Here is a 14407-nt window from a genome sequence, read left to right as displayed (position 1 = left end):
GTTATTATCACTTCACTTCGTATTGAAATAGCCTATTCAGTGAAGTGATATATTCTATCTATCGAAAATTTATAACGATTCTCAATTAAGGCTGATAATAAATATCGGCATCTGTTCCTTCACCACCCGATTGACCATCTGCACCAAATGAATACAGATCGAAGCTGCGGCCATCGGTGCCCGGAATCACATATTGCAGTTCATTATCCCAGCTGTCTTTTGGAAAACCGCCCTTGACATAACCGCCTGGCACCCAGTTTTTTGCAGTCGCTGGCTGATTCACCAGTGCATCCAGACCGCCTTCCTGCATACTTGGATACTTGCCATTGTCCAGCTTGTATTGATCCAGTGAACCTGCAATGCTCTGCAACTTGATCACGGTGGTATCTACTTTGGCTTTTTCACCGCGTCCCATCACATTCGGAACAATCAGCGCAGCAAGCACACCGAGAATAACAATCACCACCATGACTTCGATTAAGGTAAAGCCCGTCTGTTTATTTAATTGATTCCTTTTCATTCAATCTCTCTCATTTATTTGCATCATTCAGAATTTCCACTTGAATCTTGATCACAGCAAAATTCTAACTGGCTTCTGTTTAAATCATATTATTCATATTCACAATTGGCAGCATCACTGCAATCACAATCACCAAAACAATACTGGCCATCAATACCAGCATTAAAGGTTCCAGCAAGGCCAGTAAAGTTGAAATCAGGGTGGTCACTTCGCGATCCTGCATCTGTGAAGCACGTTCCAACATGCGGTCCAGTTCACCAGACGCTTCACCACTTTTGATCATTTGTACCATCATCGGCGGGAAATAACCACTGCGTTCCAGTTGGGTCGCCAGGTTGCCACCTTCAGTGACTTTTTCCGCTGCCAGATTGACAGCATCACGGATCACCCAGTTGTTACTGACTGCAGCACCAATGCGCAGTGCATCGACCAGCGGCACGCCAGACTGGGTCAAAATGGATAAGGTACTGGCAAAACGTGCGGCATTAATCCCGCGTGACAATTTGCCGAATAAAGGTAATTTTAAGGTCAGACGGTCAAAGGCATAATGCCCGGCGGTGGTTCTTAAAAACCGGACCAACAGGAAAATCCCCAAAGCACCACCAATCAATAAAAATGGCCAAGCAATGCGGATAAAATCACTGGCTTTCATCAAGGCCACGGTAATCCACGGTAAGGCGTCTTTACTCTGATCAAAAGTCTTGACGATATCCGGCACCACATAGGTCATCAGCCCCATCACAATCGCAAAGGACATCAGCATCAGAATAATCGGATAGATCATTGCACCTTGAATTTTTTTCTGCATGGCAAACCGGTTTTCGGTATAGTCAGCCAACTGATCCAGAATCAGGTCCAGATGTCCGGAACGTTCACCGGCAGCAATTGTGGCAATATACAGTTCAGGAAAACGTCCGGATTGCTGCAGGCCCTGCGCCAGACTATGCCCTTCCAGCACTTTTGAGCGCACTGACATCAGCAGGTTTTGTACATGTACTTTTTCGCTTTGCTTGCCAACAGCACGGATGGCTTCTTCCAATGGAATCGCGGCGGCGACTAGCACGGACAGCTGCCGGGTCATGAGAGCCAGATCATAGGCGGTAATACTTTTTTCAAACCATTTTCGACGATGCTGCTGGTCTTTTTTTTCAACAGGATCAACAGAGACAGGAATAAGTGCTTTATCCCGTAATTGTTGCCGGATCTGACGTGCAGAATCCCCCTCCAGCACGCCTTTTTGCTGCTTTCCTGAAGCATCAAGCGCAATAAACTGATATGCAGGCATTGTAATGCTCTAATTTTCCAAAATTTTGCTCAACGCTGTTGCGTCAGACCACCGAAATCATTCATATTCTTTGATATAAATTATCTACTCACTCTAACATAATCGAACTTTAAGCACGACGAAATTTCTTCAGGATCTCCACCCCAAGATATGCAAAATTCCCACACCGATTTAAGTCCAATTTATCGCGTACGCGTTGCTGTACCTGTGCATGTATTTGATTGTTTTGATTACACGATGAGTGCAGAACAATTTAAACAGGCGCAGATTGGCGCACGTGTAATGGTGTCATTTGGACGTCAGAATCTGGTCGGGGTGATTATCGAAAAACTGCCTGCAGACACTCCTCTCGACCCACGCTTTAAGCTTAAGGCAGTAACCGAACTGCTCGATGAACGCGCCATTATAGATGCCAAAGTTTTAAGTTTGTTGACATGGTCAGCGCAGTATTACCAGTTTCCGATCGGTGAAGTCGTCCACAGTGCCCTGCCGACTCTGTTGCGTCAGGGTAAGCCTTATAACCTGCTGGCCCGTACCTGGAAATTATTGGACCCTGATGCCGAGGCCAAAGTACGCCGTTCGGACAAGCAGCAGGAAGCTTACCGGATTTTAAAACTGCATCCGGTCGGGACCACTGAAAATGTGCTGAACATGGCCGGGATTGAAACCGCGACCTTAAAAGCGCTGGAGAAAAAAGAGATTTGCGCCTGTGTGCTGGAGCCACAAGATTTCAATCCGCAGCCGATGCAGCTGGCACAAATGCCGCTTACTGCCAATCCTGAACAAAAACATGCAGTCGAACAGGTATTAAAATATCGCAATCAATATCAAGCTTTTTTACTGGATGGTCTGACCGGCAGCGGTAAAACTGAAGTGTATTTGCAGATCATGGAACAGGTACTGAAACAGGGCAAACAGGTGCTGGTGCTGGTGCCGGAAATCGGCCTGACGCCGCAAACCATCAGCCGTTTTCAGTCCCGTTTTCATTGCCATATTGCGTTGCTGCACTCCGGTTTGAATGATTCCAAACGGCTACAGGCCTGGCAGTCGGCAGAAACTGGCAAAGCCTCGATTGTGCTTGGGACACGTTCCGCCATTTATACGCCAATGCCGAATCTGGGCCTGATCATTCTAGATGAAGAACATGACCTGTCCTTTAAACAGCAGGAAGGCTTCCGCTATCATGCCCGTGATGTCGCCCTGTACCGCGGCCATTTACAGCAATGTCCGGTAATCTTAGGTTCAGCCACACCAAGTATTGACAGTTATGCGCTGGTTGAACATGGCAAGATGCAGGCACTGGAGCTGAACCAGCGTGCCGGTACGGCCTTGATGCCCAAAATCCATATTCTGGATTTAAAAGTTGCGCAAAAAAAGCATGGGATTAGCCTGCAATTGATTCAGGACATCAAAAAGCGCCTGGAGAAAAAAGAACAGGTACTGATTTTTTTAAACCGCCGTGGCTATGCCCCCGTCCTGCTTTGTGGCAGCTGTGGCTGGCAGGCGCAATGTCCGCACTGTGATGCCAACTTCACTGTACACCGTCAGCCTTATCAGCATCTGCATTGCCATCACTGCGGTACTATTCACCGTATGCCGGAACACTGCCCGCAATGTCAGCATCAGGAACTGGTTACACTGGGTATGGGCACCGGCAAAGTCGAAGAACATTTAAATGAGCTATTTCCGGATTTTGAGGTGATTCGGGTCGATCGCGATTCCACCAGTCGGGTCGGCAGCTGGCAAAAAATCTATGACAAGATTCAGAAAAGCGAACCGGCGATTCTACTCGGCACCCAGATGCTGGCCAAGGGGCATCATTTTCCTTATGTGACGCTGGTGGCGATTCTGGATATTGATTCCGGTCTGCTGAGTGTGGACTTCCGTGCTACTGAACGGACTGCGCAACTGATCGTGCAAGTGGCTGGCCGTGCCGGACGTGGTGAACATAAAGGCGATGTTTATCTGCAGACCCTCAGACCTGATCATGCCCTGCTGAACACCTTAGTGAATGAAAATTATCGCGTATTTGCCCAGCAGACCTTAAAAGAACGGCAGATGGCCAGAATGCCGCCCTACCGTTATGCCATCCTGATTCGCTGTGAATCCAAGGATCAGGCACAAAATACCGAATTCTTACAGAAACATGCAGCACTCCTCAGGCAATATCCTGATCTGGCGCTGGACATCTGGGGACCAATTCCTGCGCCAATGGAACGTAAGGCCGGACGCTATCAGTCGCATATGGTGCTATTGTCAGCGGATCGTCCACGTTTGCATTACTATGTGCGTAGCTGGTGGCAAAACATGCTGCAGGACAAACCTTCTAGCATGAAGCTCACGCTGGACATCGACCCTCAGGAACTGAGCTAAAAGATATTGCGCCTGAGGATCGATCTGGAATACGAAACTGCAAGTCTGGATCAAGAATAAATTTAGGGCAGGAAAATGTCGATACTGTTACAAATAACACTGGTTCTGGTTATTGCACTGTTGATAGTGCCACTGAGTAAAAGGCTCAGATTGCCAAGTGTGCTGGGCTATCTGTTAACAGGGATCATCTTAAGTCCAAGCCTTTTGCACCTGATTCAGACACCCGAAGTCATGAGTAGTTTCATGCAAGTCAGCCTGATGGCACTGATGTTCTGGATCGGCCTGCAACTCAGACCACAACGCATTGTGCAGATTAATCCCTCCCTGTGGATGATGGCTGCTTTACAGGTACTAATCAGCACCCTGATTTTCACGCTCATGGCCTGGGTTTTCCTTCAGCAAAGCCTACTCGCCAGCATTGTAATTGGACTCGCCGGCAGTTTGTCCGCCCTGACTTTGGTGATTCAACATCTCAATCATCAGGAACAGTTCGCCACCAGCTATGGTCAGCAAGCCTATTCGATTCTGCTGATTCATGCTCTGTTGGCCATTCTGGTGATTGCAGCCATTCCATTATTTGCCGGGATTCGCTCCACTGAACATGGCGTGGCCTATTTTGCTGCGATCATCGCAACGTTGAGTGGTCTGTTTCTGTGTAATCGTTACCTGATGCAGCCGTTGTATCGCTGGATTGCTAAAAGTGGCAGTCACGAACTGCATGCGATTGTAGCGATTGCGGTGACCTTGGCATTATTGGTGCTGATGAATACCCTCGGACTGAATCTATTTCTCGGTGCCTTATTTGCCGGCATTTTACTGGCAGATTCAGATTTCAGGCCTGCGGTAGAAAGTACGATTCGGCCTTTTCAGGGCCTGTTGATGGGCTTGGCATTTATCAGTCTAGGCATGTCACTGCACTTAGCTGATCTGCTCAATTTCCCTTGGATGATTCTCGGTGGCACCCTCATTTTAATCTTGGGCAAGTTTGCAATCAACCTGGCATTGGCGCGTTATCATCAAAATAGCTGGCGCAATAGCACCTTGTTAGCAGCCAGTCTGGCACAAGGTGGCGAATTTGCTTTACTGGCACTGGTGATTGCGGTTTCCGACCAGATTATTGCGGCTGATCTGCTCTCTCCCTTGCTGTGGATGGTGAGTTTTTCCTTGCTGCTGACCCCCGCATTTTATTGGTTATTGCACAGTCAGATCTTACCGCGTCTGGATCGCCACAATCATCTGGCAGCGACTTTTGAAACTGATATTAATCCTCAAGCCCATACACCAATCCTGCTGATTGGCTTTGGTCGCTTCGGACAAATCATCGCCCGGATTCTACTGCAACAGCAACACGCCTTTAGTGTCATGGACAGCACTGTGCCAGCCACTGAGCTTCTGGCGCAGTACGACATCCCTTTCTATCAGGCAGATGCGACAGAACCGGCAGCCTTGATGCAGGCAGGGGTTGCCACGGCGCAACAGGTCATTGTCGCCATTGATGATATTGAAGACTCGATGCTGATCGTGCGGCATCTGCGGCTGAATTATCCTGAAACCTGTTTATGGGTCCGCGCCCGTGATCGACATCATGTGCATTTATTGCAGGATTTGGGCGTGAAACATATCTGGCGTGAAACTTATCTTTCCGCCTTGGAACTCAGTCAAGCCTTATTAACCCAGCTCAATCCTGACCCGGAAGAAAGCCTGCAACAGATTCAAAACTTCCGTGAACAGGATGAAAAACTGCTCAATAGTCAATATCATCTGGATCCGGATGAACATCCAAATTATGAAAATCAGCGCAGCAGTTTGGCTGAACTGGAGCATCTGTTTACCCAGGATCAACGCCATAAAGTGCAAAAACAGGCTACACCGCAGCAACAGGATACAAACGGCGCAGGAATTGATACGTTAAGAGATGAACTGTCCTAACTTGTGTTTTACAATAATGACACCATTAAAGCAGGGTTATGGAGAATTTTATGTCTGATTTACGCCAACGCTTTTTTATTGAAGATAGCCCTGTTCGTGGTGAAGTGGTGCATCTTGAAGAAGCTTTACAAACCATTTTAGCGCAACGTGACTATGCGCCTGCAGTTAAAATCCTGCTAGGTGAAATGCTTAGTGCCACTGCACTGCTGGCCAGCACATTGAAGATTAAAGGGCGTATCAGCCTGCAAATTCAGGCATCGGGCACATTTAAATGGGCTATGGCTGAATGTAACCATTTGGGTGAAGTTCGCGCTCTGGCTGACTATGAAGAAGATCCGCACTTTCTGGTCGGTGAAGACAGTAGTACAGTGTTGAAATCACTCACCTCTCCGGTTCTATTCATCAATATCGAACCAGAATTTGGTGAGCGTTATCAGGGGATTGTACCCCTTGATAAAGAAAATCTGGCGGGCTGTCTGATGCAGTATTATGACCTGTCTGCACAGATTCCGACGCGTATTGTACTGGCAAGTGACCATCAGCGTGCAGGTGGTTTACTGATTCAGTTATTACCACGTAATAGTGAAGAAGAACAACGCCGGGTAGATGAAGATCTATGGCCACGTCTGACCATGCTCACAGAGACTCTAAAAACTGAAGAGTTAGTCGGTTTGCAAGCCACTGATATTCTGTACCGTTTATATAACGAAGAAGAAGTGCGTCTGCCAGATACGGAAGTGTTGAAGTTTGGTTGTACCTGCTCTAAAGAGCGTTGTGCAGTCGCTTTACAGCAAATCGGAATAGAGTCGATCCGTGAAACGCTGGAATTCCAGAATCCGATCGAGATGGACTGTCAGTTCTGTAATAGCCAATATACTTTTACTGCTGAAGAAGCCTTGGGCCTATTTGGTAAACACCTGAGCTAAGCAGTTCGAATCCTTAAGTTTAAAAGCATTCCCAGGAATGCTTTTTTTATGTTTTAAAATCTAGGTGACTGAGCTCAACAAAGCGTATTCCCCTACAGTAGAAAACCTGTCTACCTCCTGAATCAAACTCTCCTGTAAATCCAATCTAAGAATCCCTTTTAAATTATAAGATTATTCACACTAACAAAACCTGAATATTCATCATTTTCAAAAAATTATGAGAAAGACCGCACAGTTCATACTCTTGATTTAATTATGCTTTTAAAATAAATTAGAGCAATAATTCTAAAATGAATACATCATCAATTTAACAGGTATGTTATGAGAAAATTATTGAATACTCTACTAATGGGGATAAGTTTGGCCGCAGTCTCTAGCCTGGCCTTTGCCTATGAAGATCCGTTATTGGGTAAATGGAAAACCATCGATGATCAATCGGGTTATTCTCGTGCGGATGTGGAAATTCGCAAGAAAGCAGATGGCAGTTATGAAGGAGTAATTGTCGAAACACGCAGCTTGCCTGGCGCAGAAAAAATGGGAATTTGTCATAAATGTCCAGGTCAGCTTAAGAACAAGCCTTTTCTAGGCCTGCCGTTTATCTGGGATTTTAAGGCAGATCCGAAAAAGCCACGTGAATACCATGATGGCAAAGTGCTTGATCCGATCAGTGGCAAAGTTTACAAAGGTAAAGCACGCTTAAGTGCTAATGGCAAACGTCTGACCTTGCGTGGTTATGTCGGGGTATCGGTAATTGGTCGCAGTGTTACTTGGGTAAAATATTAATTTCAGAAAGATTTTCAAAGCCCCTATATCAGGGGCTTTTTTCTTTGTCATGATTTGAAACAATAAGGTACAAATAAAAACTGTTTTTGAGCAGGCAAAGTCATAATAATGGATCGAAGACGGTTATTTTTTATCCACTTATGATGATCAATCTTCAGCCTTGTTCAATTCTGTCCTCTGGTCTGCTTTGCAGCCCTGATATGGCGCCCTCTATTCAACACAGGAAAGTGATTGAATACGCTTTGTCGATAACACATAAAATTATAAAAACAACTTCAGCTTTAACCTTCTTTGCCTCGCATGCTGCTGATAAAGATCCGGTCAGACCGACTGATTCATCAACTACCAGTGCATCCCGACTCTTCACTCATGATCATTTGAGTCATCACTCTGAGTCTGCATGTCCAAGGATTGGAAAGCGTTCTATTTTAGTACCTTCCCTTTCTACGGATTTTGCACACTTGGCTGTTTAAGGAGTAGACCCATGACTACGATTCAGTACCAAGAAAGTTTTTCCCACGGTTATACCCCCTCAGAAATTATGGACGATCGTTCATTTGACTTGATCCACTTTGCAGAAGCCTGTGGACAAAGCCCGGAATGGGTCATGCAGTTAATTGAACATGGAATTTTACCAAATCGTTCTACAACCCCGACCAGCACTTTCCTCGGTGAAGATATCTCGCGTGCACAACGCGCCTATCGCCTGCAACGCGATTTTGATGCCTCATTTAGCGCCGTTGCCATGATGCTGGACCTCATTGATGAAGTGCAGGAGTTACGCCGCGAGGTCAAACATTTGCACTTCAAGTAAATCCTTTTCATGTTCTGTCGATCTGCATTTTTCAGTGCAGATCAGAACATATTTATATTTAATTTTATGATTATAGTATAAGAATCCCTATGAAAACCAAAGATTGCAATAAGAAAATCAAATACATGTTTCCCGAATACCGCGACTTGATTGTGCAACTTCGCGAGGAAAATCCCTATTTTGCCAAGTTATTCGAGGAACATAACGAGTTGGACAAAGAAATCAGCCAGCTTGAACTTGATCCAGTCAATCATATCAACAATGATATTGAGGCGATCAAGCGTAAAAAACTGAAATTAAAAGATGAAATTTATCGTTTGTTAAAAAGCTCTGAAGCAGATCCCTTAACCTGAGATCAACTGAACACCACATTCAGACCAATACTGAAGCATAAAAAAAGCCCTGAGCCAGCCAAAATAAACACTTTGATCAAGCTCAGGGCTTTTTTATTGTTATTCACATGAATTTTCCCATGTGAATATTTTTAAGAATTAAACTTGTTCGATGTCTTTCATCGTTAATTTAATACGGCCACGGTTATCAACATCCGCAACCTGTACTTTTACTTCCTGACCTTCTTTCAATACATCTGCCACGTTCGCAATGCGTTCGTTTGAGATTTGAGAGATGTGAAGTAAGCCATCAGTACCTGGCAGGATATTTACGAACGCACCGAATTCAACAATACGAATCACTTTACCTGTATAAATTGTACCTGGCTCGATTTCAGCAGTAAGTGCCTGGATCTTGGCAACTGCAGCTTGCGCAGCCGCTTTAGTTTCACCAAATACGCGAACTGTACCGTTATCTTCGATATCGATCGCTGCTTTAGTTTCTTCAGTAATTGCACGAATGGTCGCGCCGCCTTTACCGATCACATCACGGATTTTATCCGGGTTAATGTTGATCACCTGGAATGTCGGTGCGTGCATCGAAATTTCAGGACGCGCACGTGAAATCACCTGGTTCATCTCATTCAAGATGTGCATACGACCCGCATAAGCCTGGTTCAATGCAGATTCCATGATCTCTTCAGTGATGCCTTCAATCTTGATGTCCATTTGTAGCGCAGTAATACCGTTTGCAGAACCTGCTACTTTAAAGTCCATGTCACCCAAGTGATCTTCGTCACCCAAGATGTCAGAAAGAACTGCGAAACGTTCGCCTTCTTTCACTAGACCCATCGCAATACCTGCAACTGGTGCTTTAAGTGGAACACCTGCATCCATAAGAGAAAGTGATGCACCACATACAGACGCCATTGAAGACGAACCGTTTGATTCAGTGATGTCAGATACGATACGGATCACGTACGGGAAGCGGTCAGCCGCAGGAAGTACAGCCTGAACACCACGACGTGCCAGACGACCATGACCGATTTCACGACGTTTAGGACCAGATTCACGACCCGTTTCACCTACAGAGTATGCAGGGAAGTTGTAATGCAACATGAAGTTGTCAGTTTTGGTACCTGCAAGGGTATCCACCATCAACGCATCACGTGTATTACCCAAAGTCGTTGTGACCAAGGCCTGAGTTTCACCACGTGTGAACAATGCAGAACCGTGTGCACGATCTAGAACACCTACTTGTACGTCGATTGCACGAACAGTTTTAGTATCACGACCATCGATACGTGGCTTACCAGACAGGATGTTGTCACGTACAGTACGATATTTAAGGTCTTCGAACAGCTCATTTACTTCTTCTGCAATGCCCGTTTCGTCATTTTCAGGAACGAACTGTGCAACTGCTTCTGCATAAAGCGCGTCAAGTGCCGCATAACGGTCTTGCTTAACTGCAATCGTGTACGCTTCAGAGATTTTCGCTTCGAATGCTTCTTTCAATTTACCAAGAAGTTCTTCATTTTTAACTGGAGCAACCCAAGTTGATTCAACCGCGCCTGCAGCTGCAGCAAATTCTTTGATCGCTTGGATCGCAATTTGCATTTCGTCATGACCGAACAAAACAGCGCCCAGCATTTGGTCTTCTGAAAGCTCTTTCGCTTCAGATTCAACCATCAATACTGCAGTTTCAGTACCCGCAACAACAAGATCAAGATCAGACTCTTTAAGTTGTTCAAGGTTCGGGTTTAGGATGTATTCACCGTTGATTAAGCCAACGCGCGCACCACCGATTGGACCACGGAAAGGTGTACCAGCGATAGACAATGCAGCAGATGTACCTAACATTGCAGCAATGTCAGCATCCATTGTTTTATCAGAAGAAATAACAGTGGCTGTTACTTGAATTTCGTTGAAGTAACCTTCCGGGAACAATGGACGAATTGGACGGTCAATCAGACGTGAAATCAAAGTTTCAGCTTCAGACTGACGGCCTTCACGCTTGCCATAACCACCCGGGATACGACCAGCAGCATATTGCTTTTCTTGGTAGTTAACAGTTAATGGGAAGAAATCTTGACCTGCTTTTGCTTTAGGCTGTGCCACAACAGCAACAAGTACTTGTACGCCGCCCATGGTAATCACAACAGTGTTTGCCTGACGGGCAACACGACCTGTTTCCAGGATAACGTTGTGCTGACCGAATTGGAATTCTTTACGAATAATATTAAACATTGACATGTTTTATTTTTTCCTAGTTCTTGTGAACAATTATTCTAGTGGAGACCCCTAAGGTTTGGCATTCATGACCATATGGACGAGTAAATGACAAAGCTTAGAAGCCGACCTCACCAGATTAAATACTATTTTTAAACACAAAGAAGGAGCGAAACATTCGCCCCTTCCACTGGCTTAGCGCAAAGCTAAGCCGACTTTAGTTTTCAGTAATACAGCACAAAGCATGCAATACACCCGAAAATAAAGTTTAAATCGAATTAACGACGTAAACCTAAAGCACCGATCAATGCTACATAACGACCGTGGTCTTTACCGTTAAGGTAGTCAAGTAGCTTACGACGTTGGTTAACCATACGGATTAGACCGCGACGGCTATGGTGGTCGTGTTTGTGCTCTTTGAAGTGACCTTGTAAGTCATTGATTTGAGCAGTTAAAAGAGCTACTTGAACTTCTGGTGAACCAGTGTCGTTTTCAGCGCGAGCGAATTTAGCCATGATCTCTGCGCGATCTGCGTTAGTTAAAGCCATTCGATTTCTCCGAGATGCTTGTATATTTTGATAAAAATCAAAGTGATGAGAATTCAAAACCTTGACTGCCGTGCATCACTACAGCAAGTTGCATATTTTAAGGGAAAACGCATCAAATTGCAAAAATAGATCCAGATTTTTGCATGGTTTTGGTTGCTCATTGATACAGCTCAGATCCGATGACTCTTGTTCCTTAAAGATTCAGGTTTTGCATTATTTTAATGAAATAAATCCAGAATAAATTAAATATAGAAACTCCTTTGAAAAGCCCGCAAACCCTTTAGCTCGCTTGAATCTTCAGCTACTCCCCATAGAAAATGGATAAAAAAAAGCCCGAGTAAACTCGGGCTTTTTGGCGCTGTAGTTCTTTCTCTTATCATTATTATTTATTGTATTATTATGGCGTTTTACGCTTATTATTATTTTCAAACATCCTGTTGAAAAATCATCTTCCTTGTGTGGTAGATTTTGCCATATTCCCACCAGACAACTAGAGGTATTTGCCTCATTTTGCTGTAAGCCATTTCGTACATCACAGGGTGAAAATTTGCATAATGTTACACAGCTCTCGTTTTATTTAACGCTATTTACTTAAGTTTACTGGCTAGGGCTGAAAATTTTTGCTAAGAAATTAGGATAAAAATCCAGCAAGCTTCCTATAAAAAAATCAGGATATAAAAAAGCCTTGTAGTCTCTCCCAAAACTACAAGGCTTAGCGGCTGTAAGTTTCCTCTTTCACTTACTTCACTGTAAGTTCGCTGTCTACCGACATTATTATTATCATTATGCGATTATGCTCAACTTTCCGTGTTGAGTTATTTTGTAGAACCAATCTTCTCAAAAACCGAGCAAAAGCTCTATGCGTCAATTTCCTGAATCCTTGTAAGCTTTTACCTACAAGATTTGATTATTTTTGCCAATTAAATTACTAGATTGTTCAATGATTTTTTGGCTCAAACCACTTTTCCGGGTAGTTTTAACACAAAGTGCTTGTGTAAAAGCATCATAATCTACCAATAAACTGACCACTTTTTTGGCTCGAGTAATTGCAGTATAAATCAACTCTTTGCTCAATAAATTTTTTGCATATTGATCCAGCACCACTGCCGTATGGGAAAATTCTGAACCTTGAGATTTATGAATGGTCAGCGCAAAAGCGGTTTCAATACTTTTAGGTAAACGGGTGGCTAATACCCATTTTTCCAGACTCGGGAAATACACTTCAAACTGACGTTGACCAGATTGCTCACGTAAAAAACAGATACCAATATCACCATTGGACAGGCCCAACTGATAGTCGTTATAGCTCATCATGACGGGTCGTCCGACATACCAGTCGCCCTGTTTCAACTGACCTTGGGCTGCTAAAAAACGTTGTTCAATCTGTAGATTGATCTTGAGCAGCCCCAGATCACCAGAACGGATTGCCGTTAAAATACGGTAATCATCAAAAGTTTTGACCACCTGTTGCACATAGTGTTCAAAATCAGCTGAGTTTCGTTCTGTTTTTATGGCCTGTACATAAGCCTGATAACCATACATCAGCTGGTCATAATACTGATTCAAATTATGCGCGGTCTGTTCGGCACCAGCGAGCAGGTATTGTAACTGCAACTGGTCGATCTTCACCTGATCCAAATCGATCGCCTGTAACTCACTGGCTGCCACAATCTGCTGCTCAAATTTCTGCAAGACGTGAGAAGGCTGATGATTCTGCTGGATAAACTCCGCCATTGCGCCAATCCTGGCTCCAGGCGCAAAACGCCGCGTGGTGATTAAATTGACCCGGTTATCTTCCAGAGTCGCTACTTGCTGTAAATCTGCCAGTACCGTTCCCACATCCACAGAGGCCAGCTGATCTGCATCACCGAGTAAAATCAGCCGTGCATGAGACGGTACGGAGGCCAGTAACATCTGTGACAGGTTTAAATCCAGCATCGAGGCTTCGTCGACCACGATCACATCATAAGGCAGAGGCTGCTTGGCATGAAAGCGTGGCTGTCCGCGAGTGCCCAGACCCAATAAGCGATGCAGGGTGACCGGTTGTAACTGTTTTAATTGTTCTAGCTCAAACTGTTGTAACGCTTCACTGTGCAAGGCTTTTTGCAGTGCTTCTTTCATGCGCTGTGCGGCCTTTCCGGTAGGTGCTGCCATGGCAATCCGGATATTTGGCAAGGCTTCATGCAGGACCGCAATCATATGCGCCAAGGTATAGGTTTTACCGGTACCCGGACCGCCGCTAATAATATTCAGCGCCTGCCGCGCAACCATTTCCAGTGCCAATTTTTGCTGTGGATCTGACAATAAATTGCGATCACGTTCGGATAAATCAATAGCGGCAACCGGTTGGGCTTTAATCCGAGCAATATGTGAGGCTACTGCCTGTTCCAGTTGCCAATAGCGGTACAGATATAAATGCTGATCTGCACAAATAAATGGTGCAATTCCTGTACTTTGCTGACGGCGATCTAGAACCAGATTATGTAATAGGGCAACCTGCTGAGGATCAACTTCGATACAGCTATCCCCTGCCTGTATCGCCTCAAGCAGTTGCTGAATCAAGAATTTTGCTGCCGGATCAAATGTAGCCGTACTAAACGGCGGCTGACACAAATAGTCAATCCAGGCCATTAAATTGGAGTCTTGCTGCGACACGTGATTCTGCTCA

The 14407-nt window shown here is 44.9% G+C and carries 11 protein-coding genes; 6 read left to right on the top strand and 5 right to left on the bottom strand.

The window, feature by feature from the left end:
- Positions 1–85: 85 nt before the first annotated feature.
- On the bottom strand, positions 86–520 hold the full coding sequence (gspG, locus tag AC1P5O_RS04805) for a type II secretion system major pseudopilin GspG (protein WP_004278567.1): 435 nt from the start codon (positions 518–520) through the stop codon (positions 86–88).
- Between the two features lie 79 nt (positions 521–599).
- Entirely contained in the window at positions 600–1805 is a 1206-nt protein-coding gene (gspF, locus tag AC1P5O_RS04800) for a type II secretion system inner membrane protein GspF (RefSeq protein WP_005102913.1), read from the bottom strand.
- A 150-nt stretch (positions 1806–1955) separates the two neighbouring features.
- On the opposite strand from gspF, the gene AC1P5O_RS04795 reads away from it, so the two are divergent.
- From AC1P5O_RS04795 to AC1P5O_RS04770, 6 genes are all read left to right on the top strand, one after another.
- The gene (locus AC1P5O_RS04795) at positions 1956–4178 is read left to right on the top strand and encodes a primosomal protein N' (protein WP_005102911.1); all 2223 of its coding nucleotides are present in this window, start codon (positions 1956–1958) and stop codon (positions 4176–4178) included.
- Between the two features lie 75 nt (positions 4179–4253).
- Positions 4254–6107, top strand: a complete 1854-nt coding sequence (locus AC1P5O_RS04790) for a cation:proton antiporter domain-containing protein (RefSeq protein ID WP_005102909.1) — start codon at positions 4254–4256, stop codon at positions 6105–6107.
- A 50-nt stretch (positions 6108–6157) separates the two neighbouring features.
- On the top strand, positions 6158–7033 hold the full coding sequence (gene hslO, locus AC1P5O_RS04785; RefSeq protein ID WP_004278571.1) for an Hsp33 family molecular chaperone HslO: 876 nt from the start codon (positions 6158–6160) through the stop codon (positions 7031–7033).
- Positions 7034–7366: 333 nt separating this feature from the next.
- A complete protein-coding gene (locus AC1P5O_RS04780) occupies positions 7367–7816 on the top strand; it encodes a DUF2147 domain-containing protein (protein WP_499005779.1) in 450 nt (149 codons plus the stop codon).
- Between the two features lie 484 nt (positions 7817–8300).
- Entirely contained in the window at positions 8301–8630 is a 330-nt protein-coding gene (locus tag AC1P5O_RS04775) for a chaperone modulator CbpM (RefSeq protein ID WP_004278573.1), read from the top strand.
- Between the two features lie 89 nt (positions 8631–8719).
- Positions 8720–8983, top strand: a complete 264-nt coding sequence (locus AC1P5O_RS04770) for an HP1242/YdcH family protein (protein ID WP_004729352.1) — start codon at positions 8720–8722, stop codon at positions 8981–8983.
- 138 nt (positions 8984–9121) lie between these two features.
- On the opposite strand, the gene pnp is transcribed toward AC1P5O_RS04770, so the two are convergent.
- The 3 genes from pnp to recD all read right to left on the bottom strand — a co-directional run bounded on the left by pnp (position 9122) and on the right by recD (position 14394).
- Positions 9122–11215 (bottom strand): polyribonucleotide nucleotidyltransferase, encoded by a 2094-nt coding sequence (gene pnp / locus AC1P5O_RS04765; RefSeq protein WP_004278576.1) that lies wholly within the window; start codon positions 11213–11215, stop codon positions 9122–9124.
- 254 nt (positions 11216–11469) lie between these two features.
- Positions 11470–11739, bottom strand: a complete 270-nt coding sequence (rpsO, locus tag AC1P5O_RS04760; protein WP_004278577.1) for a 30S ribosomal protein S15 — start codon at positions 11737–11739, stop codon at positions 11470–11472.
- An 894-nt stretch (positions 11740–12633) separates the two neighbouring features.
- Positions 12634–14394 carry an exodeoxyribonuclease V subunit alpha gene (gene recD, locus AC1P5O_RS04755; RefSeq protein ID WP_499005775.1) on the bottom strand — a complete coding sequence of 587 codons (1761 nt, stop codon included), beginning with the start codon at positions 14392–14394 and terminating at the stop codon, positions 12634–12636.
- Positions 14395–14407: the final 13 nt, after the last annotated feature.

The organism is Prolinoborus fasciculus, assembly GCF_056724605.1.
Note: the sequence above shows the minus strand (reverse complement) of the source record. Positions and strands in the feature narration are given on the sequence as shown.

What these genes read in the sequence shown, in the direction of transcription:
- gspG (WP_004278567.1), bottom strand. Translation starts at nt 520, where the DNA reads ATGAAAAGGAATCAATTAAATAAACAGACGGGCTTTACCTTAATCGAA.
- gspF (WP_005102913.1), bottom strand. Translation starts at nt 1,805, where the DNA reads ATGCCTGCATATCAGTTTATTGCGCTTGATGCTTCAGGAAAGCAGCAA.
- AC1P5O_RS04795 (WP_005102911.1), top strand. Translation starts at nt 1,956, where the DNA reads ATGCAAAATTCCCACACCGATTTAAGTCCAATTTATCGCGTACGCGTT.
- AC1P5O_RS04790 (WP_005102909.1), top strand. Translation starts at nt 4,254, where the DNA reads ATGTCGATACTGTTACAAATAACACTGGTTCTGGTTATTGCACTGTTG.
- hslO (WP_004278571.1), top strand. Translation starts at nt 6,158, where the DNA reads ATGTCTGATTTACGCCAACGCTTTTTTATTGAAGATAGCCCTGTTCGT.
- AC1P5O_RS04775 (WP_004278573.1), top strand. Translation starts at nt 8,301, where the DNA reads ATGACTACGATTCAGTACCAAGAAAGTTTTTCCCACGGTTATACCCCC.
- AC1P5O_RS04770 (WP_004729352.1), top strand. Translation starts at nt 8,720, where the DNA reads ATGAAAACCAAAGATTGCAATAAGAAAATCAAATACATGTTTCCCGAA.
- pnp (WP_004278576.1), bottom strand. Translation starts at nt 11,215, where the DNA reads ATGTCAATGTTTAATATTATTCGTAAAGAATTCCAATTCGGTCAGCAC.
- rpsO (WP_004278577.1), bottom strand. Translation starts at nt 11,739, where the DNA reads ATGGCTTTAACTAACGCAGATCGCGCAGAGATCATGGCTAAATTCGCT.